Here is a 24,269-nt window from a genome sequence, read left to right as displayed (position 1 = left end):
AGAGCCCCCTCAGTGCCAACGTCTGAAGTATAGCTGGCTGCGGATATCCTGCTGGTATGGCCCAGCACACCCCCACGTCCGCGTCCTCCGCGCCATGAGCAACCCCACTGCCTGGTCCTCCGGACACTTGCGTTTTTTCAAACGGCCCTTCCATGAATACCGGCTGACGGACCGGGTGGCGCTGAGCCAGATGCCGTTGTTCGTGACCACCATCCTGACGGCAATCCTGGTGTGGGCCTTCTTCCCGGAAACCATGAACAATTCCCTGTTCGTCACATTCCTCGTGACGCAGTTGGCGATCATGGCCCTGTGCTACCTCATTCCCTGGGAGCGGCTGCCGTACACGAGCTTCCTGGCCATCCCCCTGTTGGACTTCATCTCCATCGGTGCAGGCAGGGAAGGCGGCCAGGAAAGCCTCACGGGAATCAGCCTGCTGGCTGTTTTTCCGGTCATCTGGCTTTGCGCGTCCGGGTACTACCCGCGGGCGGCCCTGTGGTTCTCCTTCCTGGGACCGCTGGCCATCATCTGGGTGCCCCTGCTCCTGAAGGGCAACTCCACTCCCCAGGACTTTGCGCGGTCGCTGCTGCTGCCCGTCATGATGCTGGGCATCGGTGTGTCAGTGAGCGTCCTGACCCTGAGCATGATGCGCCAGCAGAAGCAGCTTGAGGAAAAGGACGAGCAGCTGCGGGCCAGCCTCCGCACCAGCAAGCGCCAGGAGTCGCTGCTTAACACGGTGCTGGACACGGTGCACCTCGGGGTCTTGGCTGTTGATGCCGACGGCCATGACGTCCTCATGAACCGGAAGCAGCGGGCCAACCACGAACTGGCCCGGCCCAAGGACATTGCGGACCCCAACGAATCGCAGTTGCTGGTCTACGGGCCGGACCGGAAAACGTTGATCCCCGTTCAGGAGCGTCCGGTCCGCCGCGCCGTCCTGGGGGAAACCTTCACCGATTACCTGGTGTGGCTCGGTGACGGGAAGGACCAGCGGGCACTGGTGACCACGGCACGGGCCATGAAGGACTCCGACGGCAACTTCACCGGCTCGGTGATCGTCTTCAGCGACGTGACGGACCTGGTGAATGCACTCACCGCCAAGGATGACTTCGTCTCCAGCGTTTCCCACGAATTCCGTACCCCGCTGACGTCCATCCTGGGCTACGTGGAGATCCTGCTGGCCGATGAACTGGATGAGCCGCAACGCGACATGCTGGAGATCATTCGCCGGAATTCCGAGCGGCTCCTGACTTTGGTGTCTGACCTGCTGTCCAGCCGGAACGGCCAACTGATTGTCTCGCCGGACGCTGTGGATGTTGCCGACCTGGTGCGCAGCAGCGTGTCCTCGGCCATGCCCCGCGCAGCCGCCGCCGGCATTGAACTGCGCGCGGAAACCCCGGAGCGGCTGGAGGCCCGCGTGGACAGCGCCCGGATCTCCCAGGTCCTGGACAACCTGGTGTCCAACGCCATCAAATACTCACCGGACGGCGGCGAGGTGGTGGTTTCGCTGGCCCAGGAAGACGGGCACCTGGCCTGCCGGGTCACGGACACCGGGATGGGCATGAGCCCGGAGGACGCCTCCGAGGTGTTCGCCAAGTTCTTCCGCACCAGCAACGTCCGGCGCACGGCCATTCCGGGCGTGGGGCTGGGGCTGCCCATCAGCAAGGCGATCGTGGAGGCACACGGCGGAACCATCGGCGTCGACAGCATGCTGGGCCAGGGGACCACCTTTACGTTCCGGGTGCCGGTCTAAATTTCGACAGGCTCAATCTCCGGCTGTCCGGAGCACCTCGCCCCAGGACTGAGAGGCAAGTTCCTTGATCGAGGCCAGGATGGCCGACGGCGGCTGGCTGAGGTCCAAGGGGAACTCCACAATGTCAATGTCGGTGTTCAGGATCCGGCGGAGTTTCATTTCGCCCCTGCCCGCGTAGACGAGCCAGGCGGTGGGTACAGCCAGCGCGGTGCAGTGGGCCAGCATTTGGTAGTGGTCGGCGGTCAGGGAAGCGCCGGAATCCGATGCCGCACGGTACTTGGCGTTGTAGGCCACCACCGGGCGGCCGCCGAGCATGTGGACCGCATCCGGGCGCACGGACAGGCGGTCGGAATCGCGCACCGCCTCGCTGAGGAGTGCGTTGTACCGCAACCGCAGCTCCCCTGGATATGAAGCCATGGCGCTGCGCAGTGCGGTGCCCACGAAATCCTCGAAAACCTGCGCCATGTCCACCACGAATGAGGCCGTCTGCTGCTTGCCCTCGCCCGCTTCCGCGGATGCGTTGCGCAGGACCAGCTCAGCCAGGCGCAGTACTGCGTGATAGCGCAGGTTCATCCTGGTGGGCTTCCACGGCGGCACCGGCGCGCCGGCTGGAAGGCGCGTGACGGCGTCGAGCTTTCCCTTCAGCTGGCGCAACCGGCCCAGCACCTCGGACCGGACCCCCGGCACCTGCCCCATCCGTTCCAGGGCGGCGCGCAGGATCCGGTTTTCGGCAATGTCCTCGGTGAACTCGTCGTAGGAGACCTCCAGCGGAACCAGCATGCCGGGACGGCGGGAAATCTGGTCCGAAATCCGGATCCGCCCCTTGACGGTCCGCAGCGACTCATCCACGGTGAGGTAGCCCTGCAGGACGCCGCGGCCCAGGGCCCGCTCGGCCAACTGGGCCAGGGACTCAGCCAGCGCACTCCACAGGTCCCGGTCTTCGTCAGCGGCCACCAGGTCCGGCCGGAACCCCTGCTCCCCCGCGTAACTAAGCAGGAACAGGAGCCGGCTGAGGCCCAGCCGGTCCTTGGGCCGGACGTCAAGCTGGACCGTGGCTGTACGCACCGAACCCACCTTGCCCACCGGCTCGATCCGGTACAGCCCCAGCCCCATGGGGGACGCCTTGGCCAGCCCGCTCGAGTTCAGGAAGGAAGCAGTTGGCGCGTCCAGCCGTTCCACCAGGCCGCCGGACAGCTCATCCAGGACCAGGTGCCGCACGGACGCACGGGGGTCAGCGCGCTGCAATGCGTCCCAGCAGCTGGTCCAGCCCGAACCGCTCCTCCAGCTGAGCCCGCGTCAGCTGGCCGTGGTAGTGCTCCTCCAGCAGCGGCATGAGCTCGTACTTCCAGATCCTGCGCAGCCCCGCCGGGGTCTGGGCGGCCGGCTTCATGAAGTAGGACGGCCCGATCATCAGGTCCCGGTCCCACTCATCGATGGCCCCGTTCAGCGCGTCCAGCAGCAGCGCCGGGGTGGCGTCCAGCTGCCTGGCCTGCAGGAACCGGAGCAGGGAGCCCTTGACCGGCTCCGTCTGCGGGTGCAGCTCAATGAAGGAGAAACGCCGGCGGATGGCCGCGTCCATCATGGCGATGGACCGGTCCGCGGTGTTCATGGTGCCGATGATGTAGAGGTTGTCCGGCAGGGTGAACGGCTCGTTGGGGCTGTACTGCAGGTAGATGCGGTCGTCGCGGTATTCCAGCAGGAAGTACAGCTCGCCGAAGACCTTGGCCAGGTTGGCGCGGTTCATCTCGTCGATGATCAGGAAGTACGGCTTCTTCTCGTTCCCGGGTTTGGCGGCCTCTTCGGCAAGCCGGCGCAGCGGTCCGGCCACCAGCTTGAAGGACACCTGGCCCTCATCCGTCTTGTCCGGCCGGTAGCCCTCGAAAAAGTCCTCGTAGGCGTAGGACGGGTGGAACTGGACCAGCTTGACGCGCTCGTCAGTGGTGTCGTCCGCCAGTTCCGCGGCGAGGTGCTTGGCCAGGTAGGTCTTTCCGGTGCCGGGAGGGCCGTACAGGACCAGCTGGCGGTTCTCCTCCAGCAGGTCGGCGATCTCCTGGAGGGGTTCCAGTTCCATGTGCAGCGACGCCGCGAATTCCTGCGTCAGCGGGCGGAAGCCCTCCTGCACAGGAAGCACGACGGCGGCACCGTCAGTATCGCCGTCGGGCTCGGTTTCCGCCTCGGCAGGCAGCAGCGCCTGCAGCGCCTGGACCACCCGGGTCACGTCCACCACGATGCCGGGGGTGGCGAGCTGGCGCTGGACGTGCCGGGGAAGGCTGGTGGCGGTGTGGCCGTCGTCGAACCAGCGCACCTTGCGGCGCAGGCGCCGGTTGTCATCGTTGTACTCGGGCTCCCCCAGCACGCCGCCCAGCCGCACGGTTCCGGCGTGCTGGTAGAGCACCAGGTCCCCGGGCTTCATGACGGTCAGGAAGGCAAAAACCGCGGTCTTGGTGTCCTCGCGCTCCACATACCCAAGATGCTTGTAGTCCTCGTCCACGGCGTGCTGCACCAGGCCGGCGGTCACGCCGGGGTCAAGCGTGCGGAGATGTTCGACGTCGAGGGTCACCTTTTCCTCGCCGTGCCAGGCGCTGAGCAGCTCGGCGTGGTCGCTGTGCGTCCGGAGCAGCCAGGCGCGCCGGCCGGGGTCGCCCACTTTGCGCCACTGGCTGACCAGCTGGCGGGAGTACCAGTCGATCCGCTGGCCCGCCTGCTCGTCCAGGTGCAGCCGGATGCGGTGGATGTCCGCGGTGATGTCCTCTTCCCCGTCGCCTTTCGCCCCGCCCACGAGCGAGGCGAAAGCGTCGCGGATCTCCTGCCGCTCCACGTCCGCCACCACGGGCTCGAAGTAGCTGGGCCACGCCAGGAATTCGATGCTGCGGCGGATGGCGGGCTGGTCATCGGGGGTGGATGCCGCCAGGCGGTGGAACTGCAAGGGGTCCTTGATGGCCGCCTGCACGACGGCCGCTGGCCGCTGGGCGACGTTCCGGACGAACCGGCACAGCCACTTGAGGTGGTCCCAGATGGTCCAGTTGAATTCGGCGGTCCGGTCCCGGATGACGCCGTGGTCAGTCATCCCCGCGTACAGCTCCTCGGGAAGCTCCAGCGGCGGCTCCAGCCAGCCGGCGGCCTCCGCCACGCGGGCGCGCTTGACCTTCAGGGACTTCACCTCGTGAGCCAGCGGAAGTGACTGCAGGAAGAGCAGCTCCACGGCCAGCTGCTTGGCGCCGCGGGTGGCACCCTCCAGGTTTTCCCGGAGGTTGGTCATCATGGGCGCCTTGGGGTCCGCGATGCCACGATCCAGCCGGTCCAGCAACTCCGCTGCCGCCGGAACCGACCACGTCCTGGTCCGGCCATCCAAGGGCGAGGCCTTGCCCTGAAGGCCCGGACCCAACACGAACCACGCAGCGTCCTCAATCTCCTTGGAGATGCCGAGGGCACGGGTCATGGCAACAGTGGCAGTGGGGGTCATGCCCCCAAATTTACAGGGTCAAGCTGGGCGGCCGCTCCAAGCCGCCCGGCCGCCCTCCCGCCAGGCGGTGCTACTTGCCAGTGGCGGTATGCTTCCGGCCGAAGATGAAGTACCCCATGGGCCCAATGAAGTTAACGAAGGACGCCGCCCGCCATGCAGCCTTGGGCCCATTGATGAGCTCTGCCGGCCGCCTCGAAATATCCCGCTGCGCGGCAACCAGCAGTGACAGCTGCACGAACGCCGTCACAATGGTGCCCACCTTGGCGGAGGGTGACATTTCCTTCCAGGTCTTCTCCTTCCGGGCCGTACGGTTCTTGTTGCTGGCCATGAGGGCTTCCTTTCGCTGTAAAACGTGGTTCCAGTCCAGTGCGTCCCGCGCAGTCCTGTCCAGAGTCTTAGTGCCTGCAGGGGTCCTGCGTGTACGGGTCTCAGTGCCGGTACGGGGCCATCCGGTCTTTTTGTTCCTGGGTGAGCCGCTGCACGCGGCCCGTCGCTGCATCCACGAAGGCCAGATGACTGCTCGCCTTCACGCAGTCCTCCCGGGTGACGGGATCCTGGAGCAGGTAGTGGATGTCAAAGCTGGCACCTTTAACGGCACCGATCCAAAGCTGAACCACCGCCGGAACGTTGCGATACTCCAGTGTCCGGACGTAGCGGATCTTGTGGTCCACCACCAGGGCAAGGGTGCCGTCCGGGACATCATTGAACAGGGAGACCGGGGGCTCAACGCCGGGAAAGCCCGTGCCCTGCGGCGGCCCGAAGGCTGCGATCCTGGCCTCCTCCAGCATCCTCACGATCTGCACGTTGTTGATGTGGCCGTAGGCGTCCATGTCGCCCCAGCGCATCGGGACCAGGACCTCGATGCGCTGGCCACCGTGCGCGCTCAGCTGTGCACCGCCGTCGAACCATCAACCGGCACTTCCCCGGCGTCCGCACCCGCGAACTGCGACATGTAGAGCCGGTAGTAGGCGCCTTCGGCTGCCAGCAGAACCTTGTGATTGCCCTGCTCCACGATCTTGCCGTTCTCCATAACCAGGATCGTATCGGCATCACGGATGGTGGAGAGCCGGTGCGCGATGACGAAGCTGGTCCGGTCCGAGCGCAGCGCCGCCATGGCCTTCTGCAACAGGAGCTCGGTGCGGGTATCCACGGAGCTGGTGGCCTCATCCAGGATCAACAGCGACGGGTTCGCCACGAAGGCACGGGCAATGGTGATCAGCTGTTTCTCGCCGGCGCTGACGTTGTTGCCTTCTTCGTCGATCACGGTGTCGTATCCATCCGGCAGGGCGCGCACAAACCGGTCCACGAACGTGGCCTTCGCCGCCGCCATGACCTGCTCTTCTGTGGCTTGGAGGTTGCCGTAGCGGATGTTGTCGTAGATGGAGCCGCCGAACAGCCAGGCATCCTGGAGCACCATGCCCACCTTGGACCGTAGCTCGGACCGGCTGAGGTGGGTGATGTCCACGCCGTCCAGCATGATGGAGCCGGAGTTGAGCTCGTAGAAGCGCATCACCAGGTTGACCAGGGTGGTCTTGCCCGCGCCGGTAGGGCCGACGATGGCTACCGTGTGCCCCGGTTCAGCCGTGAAGGACAGATTCTCGATGAGCGGCTTGTCCGTGGTGTAGCTGAACGTAACGTCCCGGAAGTCCACGTGCCCGTCGGTCTTGGCCGGCAGGTGATCGGAGGCGGTCTCGGCATCCTGCTCATCGGCGTCGAGGAATTCAAACACCCGCTCGGAAGAGGCCACGCCGGACTGGAGCATGTTGGCCATGCCCGCCATCTGCCCCAGCGGCTGGGTGAACTCGCGGGAGTACTGGATGAACGCCGTCGCGTCACCCAGGGACATCGAGCCAGACGCCACCCGCAGCCCGCCCACCACGGCGATGCCCACATAGCTGAGGTAGGAAACGAACTGCATGACCGGGAAGATCATGCCTGAGACGAACTGGGCCCCGAAGCTGGCCTTGTAAAGGGCCTCGTTCCGCTCTTCAAAGCGTTCCAGCATGTCGGCGTCACGGCCGAAGACCCGGACCAGGTCGTGACCGGAAAAGGACTCTTCAATCTGGCCGTTCAGCTCACCCGTGTTCTTCCATTGGGCGGCAAAGAGCTTCTGGCTGCGCGAACCAATCAGCCCGGCGGCAACACCCGACAGCGGAAGCGCGATCAGGGCGATCAAGGCGAGCTGCCACGACACGATGAACATCATGATGACAATGCCGATGACCGTCAGGAGGGAGCTGATCAGCTGCGCGAAGGCCTGCTGCAACGCCTGCTGGACGTTGTCGACGTCGTTCGTCACCCGGGACAGCACGTCGCCGCGCTGGCGGGTGTCGAAGTAGTTCAGCGGGAGCCGGTTCAGCTTCTTTTCGGTATCGTCACGAAGCCTGCGGATCACCTTCATCACGATGCGGTTCAGCACGTAGCCCTGCAGCCACAGGAAGATGTTGGCCACAAAGTACATCAGCAGCACGATCGCGATGAGGACTGACAACTTTTGGAAGTTGATTCCGGTGCCCGGCACCAGTTCCATTTTCGCGATCATGTCCGCGAAGTTGTCCTGGCCCTGCTGGCGCAGTCCTTCAACGAACTGTTCCTTGCTGACCCCGGCGGGCAGTTGTTTGCCCACCACGCCGCCGAAGATCACGTCCATGGCCTGGCCCAGGATCTTGGGGGCGATGACGTTCAGGACCACGGAAACGACCACCAGGCCCACCACCGCGTAGATGCCCAGTGCTTCAGGTTTTAGGAGCCCCATCAATCGCTTGGCTGAAGGCCAGAAGTGCTCAGCCTTCTTGGCCGGCATTCCGCCGAACATATCGCCGTCAGCCTCGGATGGCTTGAATTCCTCCTCGAAGAATTCGTCGTCCTCCAAGAGGCTTTCCGGGGTTGCCGCTGTGCCCGGGGATACTTCCGCGCCCTGGTTCCCGGCCAGTGTCGAGTCCTTCTTGGCGCCGCTCATGCCATTTCCTCCACACTCAGCTGGGATTCAACGATTTCCTGGTAAGTGGGCGAGGTTTCCAGGAGTTCCTGGTGCGTTCCCCGGTCAACGATCCTGCCGTTGTCCAGGACGAGGATTTGGTCGGCATCGGTGATGGTGGTGATGCGCTGGGCCACGATGATCACAGTGGCATCGGCGGTGGTCCGTTTAAGCGCGGCGCGGAGCCTGGCATCCGTGGCCACGTCCAAGGCCGAAAAGGAGTCGTCAAAGAGGAACACCTTGGGCTTGGTGACCAGGGCGCGGGCGATGCACAGCCGCTGCCGCTGGCCGCCCGAAACGTTGGTGCCGCCCTGGGCGATACGGGAGTTCAGGCCGTTCTTTTTAGCCCGGACAAAGTCCTCGCCCTGGGCGATGTGCAGCGCATCCCACAACTCCTGGTCCGTGGCTTCGGTCCTGCCGAAACGCAGGTTGTGCTCAATGGTGCCAGAGAAGAGATACGGCCGCTGCGGGACCAGGGCAACGCGTTTGGTGATCTCGGCCCGGTCCAGGTTGTTGACAGAGACGCCGTCCAGCAGGACCTCACCCTCGGCGATGTCGTACAGGCGTGGCAGCAGGGACAGCAGGGAGGTCTTGCCTGCACCGGTGGACCCGATGATGGCCACGGTCTCGCCCGGCTTGGCAGTGAAGCTGATGTTGCTCAGCACCGGCGATTCGGCACCGGGGTAGGCAAAGGTGACGTTCCGGTATTCCACCACACCCGCGAGGGTGGCGGGTGTAACGGGACGTTCAGGATCGTGGATTGAGGGTTCGACGTCGAGCACTTCACCGATGCGGTCCGCGCAAACCGAGGCGCGCGGGATCATCATGGCCATGAAGGTGCCCATCATGACGGCCATCAGGATCTGCAGCAGGTACTGCAGGAAGGCGGTCAGCGACCCCACCTGCATGGCGCCGGCGTCCACCCGCTGCCCGCCAAACCAGAGCACGGCGGCGGTGGACAGGTGCAGGATCATGCCGATGGCAGGGAACATCAGCACAAAAAGGGCGCCGATCTTCAGGGAAACATCGGTCAGGTCCTTGTTGGCCACACCGAAGCGCCCGGTTTCGAAGGGTTCGCGGACAAACGCGCGGACCACCCGGATGCCGATAATCTGCTCGCGCAGGACGGCATTGATGCGGTCAATCTTCTTCTGCATTGCGCGGAACAGGGGCATCAGCCGCGCTACCAAGTAGCCCACCACCACCAGCAGCACCGGCACGGACACCCACACCAGCCAGGACAGGCTGAGATCCTCACGGAGGGCCATGATGATGCCGCCGATGCACATGATGGGCGTGGCCACCATGAAGTTCAGGCCCATCAGCACCAGCATCTGGACCTGCTGGACGTCATTCGTGCCCCGGGTGATGAGCGTGGGGGCGCCGAAGGTGTTCACGTCCTTGGCGGAGAAACTGGTGACCTTGCGGAACACGCCGCGGCGGAGGTCCCGGCCCACCGCCATGGCAGTTTTAGAGCCGTAGTACACCCCTGCAATGGCGGTGCCCACCTGGACGAAGGCAACCAGCAGCATCACGCCGCCGGTGCGCCAGATGAAATCGGTGTCTCCGCGCGCCACGCCTTCATCGATGATTTGGGCATTCAGGCTGGGCAGGTACAGCGCCGCGATGGTGGATGCGAGCTGGAAAATGACGACAGCCGCGATGTGCGGCAAATACGGTTTGGAGTAGCGCCGTATGAGGGTGAGGAGCATGGACTCAACTCTAGTAATGCCCACCGACAATTGGTCCCCCTGACGCATTTTTCCCGCCGGAACCTATTGCTGGACAGTGGGGGGACACTGGTGCGAAACACGGGACCCCGGCATGCAGGAAAGCCGCAGCCCGCACGCGGAACGATCTCCGGGTGCGGGCTGCGGCTTTTGGTATTTCCGTCCAGGGCTTACCGTCCCGGCGACGGCTCCGAACCATCGGCGGCCGGCGGGGCTGCCGCGCTGTGCTTGCCGTGGCCGGCCAGGTACAGCGCAGCTGCTGCCTGGACCTTGCGTTCTTTCAGCAGCTTGCGCTGAAGCCTGCTGAGCTCTGCCGCAGTGGCTGCCTGTTTGGCAGCCACCTCCTGCTGGGAGCGCAACTGTTCCTGGATATCCAGGACCAAGGTGCCCAGTTCGGCCTGCTGGCGGGCCAGCAGGTGCTGGGTGTCCTGCAGCTTCTGCAGGGTGGCGGCTGCGCTGGAAATCGCGTTGGCAGCCTTGTCCACGTTGTCAACGGACCGCAGGTCCAGCTCTTCGGAGCGGAAGCTCCGTGCGAAGGCTTCCTCGAAGTCATCCGTGGCAACCCTGCCGGACGCTGCTGCGGCAGCGGCAGCACCGCCGTCGTACATCTTTGCCGGTGCTGCGGCCGCATGCGCAGCGCTCCGGGCGGTCATGGCACCGGCGGGAACGTCCCCGTCCGACGTAGGGCCGGAGACCATGGGCAACTGGCCGGTCATGGCGGTCATGCCCGCTTCACCGGCGGCGTTGGCCTGCAGCGTGGCCTCGGGGGTGATGTCAACAGTCTTGCGCAGCGGCACTTCCTTGATGAAGATCACGGCGATGAGGGCCACCGCGCTGACGATGGCGGAGATCATGAAGATGCCGGCCGTGGCGTCACCGTAGGCGGCGCGCATGACGTCGGCAATCGGCGCGGGCAGGTCCTTGAGGTCCAGCGTGGCACCGCTGTTTCCGCCGGCCGGGATGCCCAGCTTTGCGAGTCCGTCGGTGGCCAGGTCCTTGACGTGGTTGGCCATGACGGCGCCCAGGACGGACACGCCGATGGCACCGCCCACTGAGCGGAAGAAGGCAACGGAAGCGCTGGCGGAACCGATGTCCTTAGCCTGGACGGTGTTCTGCACGGCGAGCACCAGGTTCTGCATCAGCATGCCCAACCCGATGCCGAAGATGCCGGTGTAAAGGCCGGTCAGCCAGAGTTCGGTGGTGTGGTCCATGGTGCCGGCGAGCGCCAGGCCGCCGATCAGCAGGATGGTGCCGCCGATCAGGAAGCGCTTCCACTTGCCGTAGCGGCTGATCAGCTGGCCGGAGACCACCGAACCGATGAGGTTGCCGGCGATCATGGGCAGGGTCAGCAGGCCGGCCTCGGTGGGCGTGGCGCCGCGGGCCACCTGGTAGTACTGGCCCAGGAAGGTGGAGGAACCGAACATGGCAACGCCAACAGCCACGGATGCAACGATGGCAAGGGCGGTGGTGCGGTCGGAGATGATCTTCAGCGGGATGATCGGCGCAGACACCTTTGACTCAACCAGCACCAGCAGTGCCAGCAGAAGCACGCCGCCGCCCACCATGACGGCGGACTGCCAAGACCACCAGTCGTAGTAGTCGGCCTTGCCGGCGAACGAAACCCAGATCAGGAGCAGGCTGACGCCGGAGGTGAGCAGGATGGCACCGAGCCAGTCAATCTTGGCAGGGCGCTTGACGTGCGGGATCTTCAGCGTGACCTGGAGCAGGATCAGGGCGACGACGGCCAGCGGCACGCAGACGAAGAAGGTCCAGCGCCAGCCGAGCGAGCTGTCCACGATGAAGCCACCGAGCAGCGGACCGCCGGCGGTACCGACAGCCATGACGGCACCCATGTAGCCGGAGTATTTGCCGCGTTCGCGCGGCGGGATGATGGAGCCAATGATTGCCTGCGCCAGGGCGGTGAGGCCACCCATGGCGATGCCCTGGATCACGCGGGCGGTGAGCAGGAACGGGATGTTTTCCGAGAAGCCTGCCATGACCGAGCCGGCAACGAAGATTACGATGCTCAGCTGGACCAGGACTTTCTTGTCGAAGAGGTCGGCGAGCTTGCCCCAGATGGGGGTGGTGGCTGCGTTGGCCAGCAGCGCGGCCGTGATGACCCACGCGAAGTCCGTCTGGGTGCCCTTGAGCTCGGACATGATGGTGGGCAGCGCATTGGCAACGATGGTGCTGCTGAGGATGGCGGTGAAGAAGGCGGCAAGGAGGCCGGTGAGGGCCTCCATGATCTGCCGGTGGTTCATGGGCGCGCCCGGTTCGTGGCGCTTGGATTGCCGCGATTCCTGTTTAGCGGAGCGTTGGCGCTGGCGCTCCTGCTCCTGGTCCGCGGCGGCGGTGACGTTGGCCATTTATTGGACTCCTGCGTGTTCGTTGGTGGTTCCGGCCGCCCTTGCCCGGATGGAATTCTTCAGGGATGCGGTGAGCTTGCTCAGCATCGCGGCTGTTGCAACGGCGTCGTCCTCGTTCCAGTCGGCGAGGTAGGCCTGCAGCGTTTCCGCCCGGTGCCGCACGAGCTCTGCGAGCTTTGCCTTCCCGCGCGGAGAAAGTGCCAGCAGTTGGGCCCGGCCATCGTCCGGGTCCGGGGTGCGGACCACCAGGCCCGCGTCCGCCAGCTCGGCCACGTGCCGGCTGAGCACCGGGGGGCTGACCCCCAGGCGCTCGGCCAGGTGCGCGGCGCGGGTCTCCCCTTCGCCAATGAACTTGAGCACGCCTTGGAGGGCGATGCCGGTGTCCTGGCCCTTGATGTTGATCATGGTGACGCAGCGCAGTGCGCGCTGGAGGTCATAGATGTTGCTGACCAGGTCGGCTGCAGTGGCCGGTGCGACAGACATGATGCTCCCTAAAGAATTAGTTGCTGCAAGCAACTGTATCAGGAAAAGGTTGCTTAGGGAAACGAAGTTGTTGCGCTGGTCCATAAACGCCCACGCTCCCCCGCTTCAGCCGGACGGTGTCCGGCAAGCGAGGGAGCGTGCGGGTGAAGGCCGCGTCAGGGGGCTAAGTGGGTGGGGCCGAACATCTTCAGGAGGGTTTCAACCACGACGACGTTGGGCCCGTCCGCAGCGAATCCCGCCTTGAGCGCGTCCCCCACATCCCCGGGGTCAACCCTGCTGGCGGGGACGCCAAACGCTTCGGCGAGCTTGACGAAGTCCGGGCCCGCGAGCTCGGTGGCGGTTGCCGTGCCAAATGCACCCACCATGTACTCGCGCAGGATGCCGTAGCCGCCGTCGTCCACAATCAGCCAGGTGACCGGCACGTTGTGCTGCTTCGCCGTGGCCAGTTCGGCGATGGAATACATCGAGGAGCCGTCGCCGGAGACGGCCAGGACTCGTCCCGGTTTGCCCGTGGTTTCCAGACCCACGGCCGCACCGATGGCACCGGGAAACGCGAAGCCCAGGCCGCCAGCGCCCTGGGCAGAATGGAACTGCCCCTGCCGCGCGTCCCAGCAGGACCAGCCCCAGTACGCCGCGATGGTCATGTCCCAGAACGTCTGCATGTCCGCCGGCACGGCCTCACGGATGTCGGCCATGAACGTCAGCTCCTTGCCCAGGTCCTGGGATTCCAGCCGGGCACGGACCTTGGCGAGTGAGTCCTTGACCAGCTCTCCCGGGGTGCTGCCGTGCCAGTCGGGCCCGGGTCCAACAGGCCTACCCAGGGCGGCATCCAGCGCGGCCAGTGCCTGGCCGGCGTCGGCGCGGATCCCCAAACCTGGCCGGTTGGACTCCAGGACCCGGGGCTCGGCGTCGATCTGGATGATCCTGCCACGCGGTTCAAAGGTGAAGTAGTTGGAGGTGACCTCGCCCAGGGACGACCCGATCACCACCAGGACGTCCGCATCCTCGAGCAGGTCGGTCATGTAGCGGTCCTCGATCCAGGACTGCAGGGAGAGTTCGTGGTTCCAGGGGAACGCTCCGTTGCCGCCCGGAGTGCAGATCACGGGTGCGCGCAGCTTTTCCGCAATCGAGAGCAGCGGTTTCTCCGCCTTGCCGCGGCGGGTTCCGCCGCCGGCGATGATGGCCGGGCGCTTGGCTGCTTCCAGCCACTTCACGGCCTCCCGCACCAGTTCGATCCGCGGCGGGTTGTCCGCTGCCTCGGCCAGGGCGTCCTCCACGGGCGGGACCATAATCGGGTCAAGCAGCACGTTTTGCGGAATTTCCAGCCACACCGGGCCCTGCGGCGAGGAGATGGCCTCGGTCCACGCATCCTGGATTGCGGACGGGATGCCCGAGGCGTGCTGGATCAGACGCTGGCTCTTGGTGACGTTCGCCGCGGACGCCTTCTGGTCATCAAGCTGGTGCAGCATGCCCTTGCGCCTGGCGCCCAGGCCCTCCAGCGGAATCTGGCTGGCCACCACCACCATGGGCACACCCGTGGCGTATGCCTCCTGAAGGCCGGCCAGGGACGTCAGCGCGCCGGGGCCGGTGGACAGGAAAAGGACACCCACCTCGCCGGTGGCGCGGGAGTACCCGTCCGCTGCAAAGGCGCTGTTGTTCTCCACCCGGGACGAGACGAAGTTAAGGTTGCCGCGGCCCATGGCGTCGAACAGTCCCAGGGCATGCTGGCCCGGGATGCCGAACACGGTCTTCGCGCCAAGTGCTTCGAGGGTTTCGACCACGAGGTCCCCGCCGTTGCGGACGCTGCTTGTTTGCGCCCGGACGGGCGCGTCCACTGCGGTCATGGCCTACTCCTTGGTGGCGGCATAGAAACCTGCGGGGCGGCGGAGTTTCTGGCCCAGGGCCTGTGCCTGGTAGCCGGTTTCCGCTCCAAAGCGGTTTCCGGTCATGGCATTGTCAGCCATGAGGGTCACGAGTTCGTATGCGACATGGCTGGCGGCAACGCCGGTGATTTCGGCGTGGTCGTAAGCGGGAGCCACCTCAACGACGTCGGCGCCCACCAGGTTCATGCCGCGGAAGCCCCGGATGATCTCGAGGAGTTCGCGGCTGGTGATGCCGCCGGCCTCGGGGGTTCCGGTGCCCGGTGCGTGTGCCGGATCCAGGACGTCGATGTCCACGGAGATGTACAGCGGGCGGTTGCCAATCCGGTCGCGGACCTTGGCTACGGTTTCCAGCACGCCCTGGTAGTAGACGTCCGCGGAGGTGACGATGCCGAACCCAAAGCGATGGTCGTCGTCGAGATCCTTCTTGCCGTACAGCGGGCCGCGGGTGCCGATGTGGCTGATGGCCTCGGTGTCCAGGATGCCCTCCTCTACGGCTCGGCGGAAGGGCGTGCCGTGGGTGTATTCGGCGCCGAAGTAGGTGTCCCAGGTGTCCAGGTGGGCATCGAAGTGGAGCATGGCGACGGGTCCGCCGGCGCGTTCGGCGGCGGCACGGAGCAGCGGCAGGGCGATGGTGTGGTCCCCGCCCAGGGTCAGCAGCTTGCTCCCGGCGGCCGTGAGGTCGAGGGCGTTCTGCTGGATGGTTTCGATGGCCTCGTGGATATTGAACGGGTTGACCGCCATATCCCCGGCGTCGGCCACCTGGATGTTTTCGAACGGGCTGACGTCCCAGGCAGGGTTGTAGGGGCGCAGCAGCCGGCTGGCCTCGCGGACATGGTTGGCGCCGAAGCGCGCTCCTGGCCGGTAGGAAACGCCTGAATCGAAGGGCACCCCCACCACGGTCACGTCAGCCTTGTCCACCCGATCAAGGCGGGGAAGGCGGGCATAGGTGGCAGCTCCGGCATAGCGGGGAATCCGGGAGGAATCGATGGGGCCAAGGTTGCCGTTGGCTTCAATGCGCAGCTCTTCCAATGGGGGCCTCTCCTTCGAGGAGTTGAGGGACTGATGTGACTGCCATCATACACCCCTGTTTTCCAATGAGCATCAGCTGTTTACTTGGCAGCGTTGGTCCCGTACCTTCCTGCCCAGTTACTCCCGATGCCCACCCTTGGCCCGAGTCTTATCCCCCGTAATTCCAGGACTTCGCGCCGCGAGGAAATGCGGGCTCGGCAGGCAACCGGGAAGGAGCGCACGCCAGAGCCCGAGGGCTTGTCCACATAGGGCGGCCGTGGGATTCCGCTACGGCGGCCGGGGAGATCAAATGGCGGCGTGGAAATTCTTGAGTATCTTCATAAGGCTGGCGGGGTTGCCCGGTCGGCCCAACTCCTTGAGGCCGGATTCTCCCGCCGGGACCTGTTGCATCTCAAGGACGTCGGTGCCACCCAACCCAGGCGCGGGGTCTTTGTGCTGCCGGGTGGCGACGAGGACTTTCGGGCTGCAATCGAGCACAATGGCCGGCTCAGCTGCGCGAGCGCTGCCTCCCATTACGGTCTCTGGCTAAGAAGACCACCAACGCGGCTTCATCTGGCCTGCAACCATGGTCATGGAACCGGCTTTGTCCGTCACCGCACCGTCAGATTCCAGGGGCAAGCCTGGGTGCCAGTTGCAGCGGTCGAGGACGTGGCACTGCATGCGCTGGGATGCCTTACCCCTCCGGCCTCCACCGCACTGGCAACGTCGGCCATCCGCCTGCACGGCGTGCCGCGGGAACTTTTGGCGGAGCAACTGCGCGCGGACCGCTCGGGCACGGCACTTCGGATGCTGCGGGAACTCGACCTGCGCGCCGAGTCTATCGTTGAGGTCGATGCGCAGCACCTGTTCCGCACGAACGGGATTTCCTACGAGGCACAAGTGTTTCTGCCGGGCATTGGGAGGGTGGATTTCCTGCTGGACGACTTCCTCATTGTTGAAATCGACGGCTTCGCATTCCATTCACAAAGGGCTGACATGATCCGGGACAGGGACCGGAATAATTCATCAACGGTCAAGGGCTTTGCCGTCCTGCGCTATATGCCGGAGCACATCTGGTTCAACCAACAGCAGGTGCTGGCTGACATCCGGGCAGTATTGGCGGACCGCCGCAGGCCGGCTTGCTGAGGTGTCCATTCCAGCCCAGTTACCCCGGCCCCTGGCCACGCGGCGGGGACAACCTCCCCGGAAACGGCGCCGGTCGCCGCAGGCCGCGGAAAGTAACCGGGGAGGAACGCACAGTTAGCGGCTGGCGGCCGGCACCAGGACCCAGAGCACCTCGACCGGCTTGTCCGTCGGGTTCACCCAGGTGTGGGGCTCGCGGCCCGGGAAGGTCACGGTGTCGCCGGTATCGAGGTGGTATTCCTCGTTGGTGAGGATCAGCGTGATGGACCCCTTGATGACGTGGAGCACATCTACATCGCAGTCCACAGCGTAGAGCTCGGACTCGCCCCGGCCGTGCGGCTCGATGACGGCCTGGATGATCTGGACCCGGCGTTCCGAACGTGCCGTCAGGAGCCGTTCCACGATGCCCTGGCCGCCGAGCGAGATGCGCGGGCCGTCATTCCGCCTGGTCAGATGTGTCTCCGGAGCCGCGAAAAGGTCACCGATGGAAATGGACAGCACCTGGCAGAGCGTCACCAGGGAGGCGACCGACGGAGAGGTCAGATCCCGCTCCACCCGGCTAAGGAACCCTTTGGTCAGCCCGGTGGCGTCGGCAACCTGCTCGATAGTGAGCCGCTGGGACTGCCGGGCGGCCCGGATCCTGGATCCTATGGCAACAGGGACATTGCTGGGCTCAACTGGCAGTGCCTTCATCTACGAACCTTTCACGGCCGGATGCCCGGCTCCACTCTCGAGCCATCCTAATCGGCGCCGCTTCCGTGACGCGGGAAGGCGATAAGCACGACGGCGGCACCTCCTTTCGCTTTTCGGCGAAAGGAGGTGCCGCGGTGGTAAGCCCTACTCCCCTGTGTCGCGTTCGTCGTCATCCAGCGGGACCTCACGGTCCTCGGCGTCGATGACTACCGGTGCCGGCTGGACCACCGGCTCCTCCTGGTCGAGGAACTCATCCTCCGTGTCCCAGTCCGCATCGTCTACCGGTGCATCCTCGGCGTAATCGTAGGCGGGGTCCGCTTCTACGGCGTCCAGGTGCGGCATGTCCGGGTGCTGTCCGGTGGTGCTCATGATTCAACCTCCGTATATTCGCCTGACGTGCTCTTTCAGGGAGGGCGCAGCCTGCGCCACACCCTCATCACAGCACCGGCCGGGCAGACGGGTCAATAGCCGCGGCGGTCCCTGGAACAACGCACAATCACGGCGGTAAGACCCCCGGCTTTAAGGCAAACCGAAACTTCCCAGCGAGGTTTGCCAGCCAAAAAACCGCTCAAATCCGCAGTACGCTGGCAGGGCAAAGGCGCGAAAACATGCCCTTTCCAGCCCAGGAGTACCCGTGTCGCAGCACGCCCCGTCCAGTTCCCATGCCATGCCCCCGGAGGCCGTCCACACCGTGCAAACCCAGCCCTCGCCGTCGAACATCAAGCGGTGGCGCCAGTACCTGGCCGATGAGCGCGCCGAAGCCGCCGTCTACCGGGACCTGGCCCAGAACCGCGAGGGCGAGGAACGGGCCATCCTCCTGGCCCTGGCGGAGGCCGAAGGCCGGCACGAGGCCCACTGGCTGGCCCTGCTCGGCGAGCATGCGGGCAAGCCAAAAAGGGCTTCCGCCCGGAGCCGCTTCGTCGGCTTCCTGGCCCGGCACTTCGGCTCGGTGTTTGTCCTTGCACTGGCCCAGCGCGCCGAGGGTCGCTCCCCCTACGCCAAGGACCCCAACGCCACCGCCGCCATGGCCGCTGATGAGCAGATCCATGAGGAGGTGGTGCGGGGCCTGGCCACCCGTGGGCGCAACCGCCTGGCCGGCACCTTCCGCGCCGCAGTCTTCGGCGCGAACGACGGCCTGGTCAGCAACCTCTCCCTGGTGATGGGCATGGCCGCGTCCGGCGTGGCCAGCAGCGTGGTGCTCCTCAGCGGCATCGCCGGCCTCCTGGCCGGCGCCATGTCCATGGGCGCGGGCGAATTCATTTCCGTCCGCTCCCAGCGCGAACTGCTGGCGGCCACCCGGCCCACGCAGGTCACGCTTGCGGCCGCACCCAAGCTCGACCTCGAACACAACGAACTGCTCCTGGTGTACCTGGCCCGCGGCATGTCCCGGGAAGCGGCGGAGCACCGGGTGGCCGAGCGCATGGGGCTGCTGCCCTGCGACTGCGATCCCAGCCTGTCCCTGCAGCCGGACCTGCCGGAGGAAGAGGACCAGCATGAGGCAGTGGGCACGGCTTGGGGCGCGGCGCTGTCCAGCTTCTGCTTCTTTGCCTCCGGCGCCATCGTCCCCATCCTGCCGTTCCTGTTCGGCCTCACCGGCGTCGCTGCCCTCGTGGTCGCAGGCGCCCTGGTGGGCATCGCGCTCCTGGCGACCGGTGCCGCCGTCGGCCTGCTGTCCGGCACTTCCCCGCTGACCCGCGGCCTGCGGCAGCTTGCCATCGGCCTGGGCGCGGCAGCCATCACGTACCTGCTGGGCCTGCTCTTCGGCACGGCCGTCGGCTAGCACCCGGCAACGTCAATTCGTGGAGGTCCTCCGGAGCGGTTCACCGTCCCCGGAGGACCTCCACTGCTTCATCCACCGTGTCCACCAGGTGGATGTAGTCCGCCATGGCCCGGCCGGCGGCAAGGCTGCGGAGCATGGGCCAGGCCGGGTACTCCTGCTCCCAGTGGCGCCGCCCCACCAGCACCATGGGGGCCACCTTTTCGCGGGCGCCGTAATAGTTTTCGCAGGCATCCTGGAAGATCTCCTGGACCGTTCCTGCGGCTCCCGGCAGGAAGACGATTCCGCCGTGGCACAGTTCCAGCAGGATGGCCTCGCGGATGGCGTTGGCGAAGTACTTGGCAATGTGGGTGGCGAAGTAGTTGGGCGGTTCGTGACCGTAGAACCAGGTGGGGATCCCCAGCGACGGAGTCCCGTCCGGATGGCGTTCGACGACGGCGGCTGCAGCACGTGCCCACGCCGACACCGAGGGCCGGAACCCCGGAACAGCGGCGAGCGTGGCCAGCGCTGCCTGCACGTCGCCGTCGGACGCCTGACTCAGGTACGCCCCGAGATTCGCCGCCTCCATGGCCCCGGGCCCGCCGCCGGTGGCCACCGAAAGGCCCCCGAGGGTCAGTAGCCGGCCCAGCCGCGCCGCCTCCGCAAACTCCAGGCTGCCGCGCGGCGCTGCGTGGCCGCCCATCACTCCGACGATGGACCGGCGGGGCCAGGCCGCGGACCGGGTCAGCTCATCCAGCGCGTCCCCGATCGCGTGGTCGTGCAGGGCGGAGGCCAGGGTTGCGTCCACCCGGTGCCGCTGGCCCGGCTGGATGCTCCAGTGGTAGATGCGGGCGTCCGGCAGTTCCTCGTAGGGGGACGTTGCCAGGCCCGCGTACAGTTCGGCGGGCGAATACAGCGAGGCCCGGTAGGGGTCGAAGGGGACGCCTTCAAGCCTCGGAAAGATCAAGGCACCACGGCTGCGGAGGCTGCCCTCCATGCCCTCGTCGAAGATGCAGCCCAGGAACATCGCGCCCTCGACGCTGACGCTGTTCAGGGCAGCCGCCCGGCCCCGCAGGTCAAGCGACTGCGCATGCCAGCCGTGCAGGTTGACGGCGCCGCCTGCCACCAACCGGTCGAAGCTGGCCAGGTCCTGGACTTCCAGGTTGCGGGGGCGTGGACCAAGGCTTCCGGCGAAATTCACGGCTGCTGCCCGGCGGTCCACGTCATGGGGCCAGCCTAGGCCACCAGACGCAAACGCGGGCTGGACCAGGCTTGTCCGAGCACAAACCGCCGGTCCCGGCTTGGCCGCCGGGCAGGGCCCTTCCGGCCATCAGCGGCCACGTTCCTTGACCCCGGGAAGCCGCCTGCTACGATCGAGGAAGAAAGTATGTCCTATCAAGAGAACATATAGCGGCAATGGGTCCGCCGGCACGTTGTCCGGACCGGATAGCTGCGCAGTTACCGAAGACGAGGGAACGCACCGTGGCGAACAACCTGGGACTCAACATTGACCGCTCTTCCCCCGTGCCCTTGTACCACCAGGTGGTCCAGGGCATCGAAGCGGCGATCTACAGCGGGGTGCTGGAGCCCGGCAGCCGGCTGGACAACGAGATCGACCTGGCCGCCCAGCTCAACCTGTCCCGGCCCACCATGCGCAAGGCCATGGATGAGCTGGTCCGCTCCGGCCTGCTGGTGCGCAAGCGGGGCGTCGGAACGCAGGTGGTTTCGAGCCAAGTGCGCCGGCCGCTGGAGCTTTCCAGCCTCTACGATGACCTCACCAACAACGGCAAGAAGCCCACCACCGAGGTCCTGAGCTTCTCGCATCTGGAGGCGGACGACGCCACCATCACCACGCTGCAACTTCCCGCAGGCTCGAAGGTGTACCACTTCACCCGGCTGCGGAAGGTGGGCGGCAAGCCCTTGGCCCTCATGGAGAACTGGGTGCGCGACGACATTGCCGAGATGGATGAGGCCATGCTGAAGGCCGAAGGCCTCTATTCGATCCTCCGCCGCGGAGGCGTGAACTTCCGGCTGGCCAACCAGCGCATCGGCGCCGTGAACGCCAACGATTACCAGGCTTCCATGCTGGACACCGCTGCCGGGTCAGCCTTGGTCACGATGGAACGTACCGCCGTTGACGATACCGGCCGCCGGGTTGAAACCGGCCACCACGTGTACCGCGCCGATTCCTACAGCTTCGAAATGACACTCGTACAGCGATAATCCAAGGAGCAACTCCATGAGCAACTGGGTCTACCCCCTGGGTACCGCCGCTGACGGCAAATGGGACGTTTCCATCGGAACCTCCGATTCCTCCCTGGCCGTGGACGGCTGGGCGCACACCGGACTGAAGGTGGCCACCCTGCCGGCGGGCGCCGCCGTCGAACTTCCCGCCGCAGACGAGGAACGGATCGTGGTGCCCCTCAACGGATCCTTCACCGTGACCGTGGACGGCCTGGACTACCCGCTGAAGGGCCGCCACTCGGTGTTTAAGGGCCCTACCGATGTGCTCTACTCCGGCACCGGGCGCGCCGTAAGCATCAGCTCAGCCGAGGGCGGCAGGGTGGCGGTGGCCACGGCACCGGCGCAGGCCTCCTACCCCACCCGGCTGGTGTCCGCCGCAGAAACCCCCGTGGAGTTGCGGGGCGCCGGAAACTGCTCCCGGCAGGTCCACAACTTCGGCACGCCCGCAGCACTCGAGGCCGACCGGTTCATCGTCTGCGAGGTCCTCACGCCCGCCGGGAACTGGTCCTCCTACCCTCCACACAAGCACGACGAGGAAAAAGACGGCGAAACCTCCCTCGAGGAGATCTACTACTTCGAGACGCAGGTATCGGCGGCCGGGGCGGCCCCAACCGATGCCGATGCCATCGGCTACCAGCGCGTGTACGCCTCAGACGAACGGCCCATCGACGTCTCCGCCGAGGTCCGTACCGGCGATGTTGTCCTTGTGCCCTACGGCTGGCACGGCCCCGCCATGGCCGCACCAGGGTACGACCTCTACTACCTGAACGTCATGGCGGGCCCGGGACCGGTGCGCGAATGGCTGATCAGCGACGACCCACACCACGGCTGGGTGCGGCAGACCTGGGAGAACCAAAACATCGATCCCCGGCTGCCATTCGGCGCCTGACCCGCACTGAGGGTGCGCACCTCCTCGGGTCCCGCCGCTTAGCGGCTGACCAGCTCCTCCGCCGCCTGGACCTGGCCCTCCGCGTGCTTTTCGCTCCGCTTGGCGCCAGCGGCGGCGAGTGCCATGACCCCCAGGCCCGCAAGCGTGATGGCCGCGCCGGCCCAGATGGGTGAGGTGTAGCCGAGCCCTGCTGTGATGGTGACGCCGCCCAGCCAGGCGCCCAGGGCGTTGCCCACGTTGAAGGCTCCGATGTTGGCGCCGGAGGCGAGTGTGGGCGCCCCCGAGGCGTACTTCATCACGCGCATCTGCAGGCCCGGCACGGTGGCAAAGCCGAAGCCTCCCATCAGGACCAGCGAGATGACCGTCAGGACAGGATTGGCGGCTGTCAGGGCGAACGCCACCAGGACCACGGTCAGCGCGGCGAGCACCACGAGGAGCGTCCTGTCCACGTTGCGGTCGGCGGCCTTACCGCCCAGGGTGTTGCCGGCGAAGAGGCCCACGCCGAAGACAATGAGCAGCCACGGCACGGTGGAGGCTCCGAACCCTGAGACTTCGGTGAGGGTGTAGGCGATGTAGGTGAACGCGCCGAACATGCCGCCGAACCCTAGGATGGTCACCAGGATGGACAGCCATACCTGCCCGGACCGGAAGGCACGGAGCTCTGAGCGGAGACTGCCGGCTTCTTCGGCATCACCGGCCGACTTGGGAACGAGCGCAAGGATGCCTGCGAGCGCGGCCACACCGATGACCGTGATGGCCCAAAAGGTGGCACGCCAGCCGGCGGCCTGGCCCAGCAGCGTCCCGAACGGCACGCCCAGGACGTTTGCTGCGGTAAGTCCCGTGAACATGAGCGCGATGGCTCCTGCCTTCTTGCTCGGCGGGACCATCCCGGCCGCCACTACGGCCCCGATCCCGAAGAAGGCGCCGTGCGAGAGGGCGGCTACAACGCGGCCCAGCATCATGGCCCAGTAGCCGTCCGCCGTGGCGGAGAGCAGGTTCCCGGCGATGAACAGGACCAGCAGGGCGGCCAGCACGGGTTTGCGCGGGAACCGTGTCACGGCGGCCGTCAGGCCCAGTGCCCCGACCACCACGGAGAGTGCGTAGCCGGAGATAAACCAGCCGGCCGACGCTTCACTCACCCTGAAGTCCGCCGCTACCTCCGGGAGGAGACCGGCGATGACGAATTCGGTGAGTCCAATGCCAAACCCGCCAAGGGCGAGTGCTATCAGGCCAACAGGCATGCGAATGCTCCTTTGAGCTGCGTGTGGTTGTTCCAAGGATGGGAGGCGCCTAAGATAGTTGCAGGCGCGGTATTTATTGTTGCACATGCAAATATACCGCGCAAGCAACTATCTCTGATTCGAGCTACGGATGGCCTCTTTGCGGAGCCGTTCTGTGAAGGAGCAAGCATGGGCATCAAGGACGACGCCGTCGAGGTGCGCGCCCAGGGGTGGCGCACCCTGGCGGCCCTGCACGGGCTAATTGAAGGCGAGCTGGAGCGCTCCCTCCAGGCAGAGTCGAAGCTCTCCGTGGTGGAATACACGGTCCTGGACGCCCTCAGCCGGCAGGACGGGTGGCACATGCGGATGCAGCAGCTGGCGCGCGCCACTGCGTTGAGCCCCAGCGCCACTACCCGCCTGGTGAATCGGCTGGAGGACCGCGGACTCCTGACCAGGATCCTGTGCGACGACGACCGCCGCGGCATCTATACCGAACTCACCGCCAGCGGAAGCAGCCTCCTCGTGGAAGCACGGCCGGTCCACGATGCCACGCTGGAGCGTGCCCTGGACGAGGCAACGTCCATCCCGGAGCTGGCACCGCTGGTGGATGCGCTGCCCAGGCTGCACGCACCGGCCTAAGACAACAAGGCCCCCTTGAGGATCC

20 protein-coding genes are annotated in these 24,269 nt (G+C 65.9%); 6 read left to right on the top strand and 14 right to left on the bottom strand.

Annotated features, from left to right (window positions below):
* Positions 1-94 precede the first annotated feature (94 nt).
* Positions 95-1,750, top strand: a complete 1,656-nt coding sequence (locus ACTAQI_RS21290; RefSeq protein WP_457948561.1) for a sensor histidine kinase — start codon at positions 95-97, stop codon at positions 1,748-1,750.
* 12 nt (positions 1,751-1,762) lie between these two features.
* Here ACTAQI_RS21290 and ACTAQI_RS21285 read toward each other — a convergent pair whose 3' ends face one another.
* From ACTAQI_RS21285 to speB, 10 genes are all read right to left on the bottom strand, one after another.
* Entirely contained in the window at positions 1,763-2,995 is a 1,233-nt protein-coding gene (locus ACTAQI_RS21285; RefSeq protein WP_457948559.1) for a 5-methylcytosine restriction system specificity protein McrC, read from the bottom strand.
* Complete coding sequence (locus ACTAQI_RS21280; protein WP_457948557.1) at positions 2,982-5,213, bottom strand: McrB family protein; 2,232 nt, start codon at positions 5,211-5,213, stop codon at positions 2,982-2,984. Before ACTAQI_RS21280 ends, ACTAQI_RS21285 begins: the two co-directional genes overlap by 14 nt.
* 70 nt (positions 5,214-5,283) lie before the next feature.
* Entirely contained in the window at positions 5,284-5,541 is a 258-nt protein-coding gene (locus ACTAQI_RS21275; protein WP_457948555.1) for a PLD nuclease N-terminal domain-containing protein, read from the bottom strand.
* Positions 5,542-5,641: 100 nt separating this feature from the next.
* Positions 5,642-6,058, bottom strand: coding sequence for an acyl-CoA thioesterase (locus tag ACTAQI_RS21270; RefSeq protein ID WP_457948553.1), 417 nt, complete (start codon positions 6,056-6,058; stop codon positions 5,642-5,644).
* 38 nt (positions 6,059-6,096) lie between these two features.
* On the bottom strand, positions 6,097-8,172 hold the full coding sequence (locus ACTAQI_RS21265; RefSeq protein ID WP_457948551.1) for an ABC transporter ATP-binding protein: 2,076 nt from the start codon (positions 8,170-8,172) through the stop codon (positions 6,097-6,099).
* Positions 8,169-9,902 carry an ABC transporter ATP-binding protein gene (locus tag ACTAQI_RS21260; protein ID WP_457948549.1) on the bottom strand — a complete coding sequence of 578 codons (1,734 nt, stop codon included), beginning with the start codon at positions 9,900-9,902 and terminating at the stop codon, positions 8,169-8,171. The genes ACTAQI_RS21265 and ACTAQI_RS21260 overlap by 4 nt, the downstream gene beginning before the upstream one ends.
* Before the next feature lie 188 nt (positions 9,903-10,090).
* Complete coding sequence (locus ACTAQI_RS21255; RefSeq protein ID WP_457948548.1) at positions 10,091-12,286, bottom strand: MDR family MFS transporter; 2,196 nt, start codon at positions 12,284-12,286, stop codon at positions 10,091-10,093.
* Positions 12,287-12,769, bottom strand: a complete 483-nt coding sequence (locus tag ACTAQI_RS21250; RefSeq protein ID WP_457948546.1) for a MarR family winged helix-turn-helix transcriptional regulator — start codon at positions 12,767-12,769, stop codon at positions 12,287-12,289.
* A 155-nt stretch (positions 12,770-12,924) separates the two neighbouring features.
* Positions 12,925-14,613: a thiamine pyrophosphate-binding protein gene (locus tag ACTAQI_RS21245; RefSeq protein WP_457948545.1), complete on the bottom strand. Its 1,689-nt coding sequence runs from the start codon at positions 14,611-14,613 to the stop codon at positions 12,925-12,927.
* Positions 14,614-14,616: 3 nt separating this feature from the next.
* Positions 14,617-15,681, bottom strand: coding sequence for an agmatinase (gene speB / locus ACTAQI_RS21240; protein ID WP_457948543.1), 1,065 nt, complete (start codon positions 15,679-15,681; stop codon positions 14,617-14,619).
* Between the two features lie 297 nt (positions 15,682-15,978).
* Here speB and ACTAQI_RS21235 point away from each other — a divergent pair, with 297 nt between their 5' ends.
* Positions 15,979-16,806: a DUF559 domain-containing protein gene (locus tag ACTAQI_RS21235; RefSeq protein ID WP_457948541.1), complete on the top strand. Its 828-nt coding sequence runs from the start codon at positions 15,979-15,981 to the stop codon at positions 16,804-16,806.
* A 114-nt stretch (positions 16,807-16,920) separates the two neighbouring features.
* On the opposite strand, the gene ACTAQI_RS21230 is transcribed toward ACTAQI_RS21235, so the two are convergent.
* Complete coding sequence (locus ACTAQI_RS21230) at positions 16,921-17,496, bottom strand: cupin domain-containing protein (RefSeq protein ID WP_457948539.1); 576 nt, start codon at positions 17,494-17,496, stop codon at positions 16,921-16,923.
* Between the two features lie 144 nt (positions 17,497-17,640).
* A complete protein-coding gene (locus tag ACTAQI_RS21225; protein WP_457948537.1) occupies positions 17,641-17,865 on the bottom strand; it encodes a hypothetical protein in 225 nt (74 codons plus the stop codon).
* Between the two features lie 265 nt (positions 17,866-18,130).
* Here ACTAQI_RS21225 and ACTAQI_RS21220 point away from each other — a divergent pair, with 265 nt between their 5' ends.
* A complete protein-coding gene (locus ACTAQI_RS21220) occupies positions 18,131-19,276 on the top strand; it encodes a VIT1/CCC1 transporter family protein (protein WP_457948535.1) in 1,146 nt (381 codons plus the stop codon).
* A gap of 40 nt (positions 19,277-19,316) precedes the next feature.
* Here the strand turns inward: ACTAQI_RS21220 and ACTAQI_RS21215 are convergent, their stop codons facing one another.
* Complete coding sequence (locus tag ACTAQI_RS21215; protein ID WP_457951126.1) at positions 19,317-20,453, bottom strand: LOG family protein; 1,137 nt, start codon at positions 20,451-20,453, stop codon at positions 19,317-19,319.
* Between the two features lie 281 nt (positions 20,454-20,734).
* Here ACTAQI_RS21215 and ACTAQI_RS21210 point away from each other — a divergent pair, with 281 nt between their 5' ends.
* Entirely contained in the window at positions 20,735-21,475 is a 741-nt protein-coding gene (locus ACTAQI_RS21210; protein WP_457948533.1) for a GntR family transcriptional regulator, read from the top strand.
* 16 nt (positions 21,476-21,491) lie between these two features.
* Positions 21,492-22,385: a 5-deoxy-glucuronate isomerase gene (gene iolB / locus ACTAQI_RS21205; protein WP_457948531.1), complete on the top strand. Its 894-nt coding sequence runs from the start codon at positions 21,492-21,494 to the stop codon at positions 22,383-22,385.
* Between the two features lie 38 nt (positions 22,386-22,423).
* On the opposite strand, the gene ACTAQI_RS21200 is transcribed toward iolB, so the two are convergent.
* Positions 22,424-23,626 (bottom strand): MFS transporter, encoded by a 1,203-nt coding sequence (locus ACTAQI_RS21200; RefSeq protein ID WP_457948529.1) that lies wholly within the window; start codon positions 23,624-23,626, stop codon positions 22,424-22,426.
* Positions 23,627-23,794: 168 nt separating this feature from the next.
* On the opposite strand from ACTAQI_RS21200, the gene ACTAQI_RS21195 reads away from it, so the two are divergent.
* On the top strand, positions 23,795-24,244 hold the full coding sequence (locus tag ACTAQI_RS21195; RefSeq protein WP_457948527.1) for a MarR family winged helix-turn-helix transcriptional regulator: 450 nt from the start codon (positions 23,795-23,797) through the stop codon (positions 24,242-24,244).
* The last annotated feature ends 25 nt before the right edge of the window (positions 24,245-24,269 follow it).

Source organism: Pseudarthrobacter sp. alpha12b, from assembly GCF_054130495.1.
The sequence above is the reverse complement of the archived record's forward strand: the minus strand, read 5'-3'. Positions and strand labels throughout refer to the sequence as shown.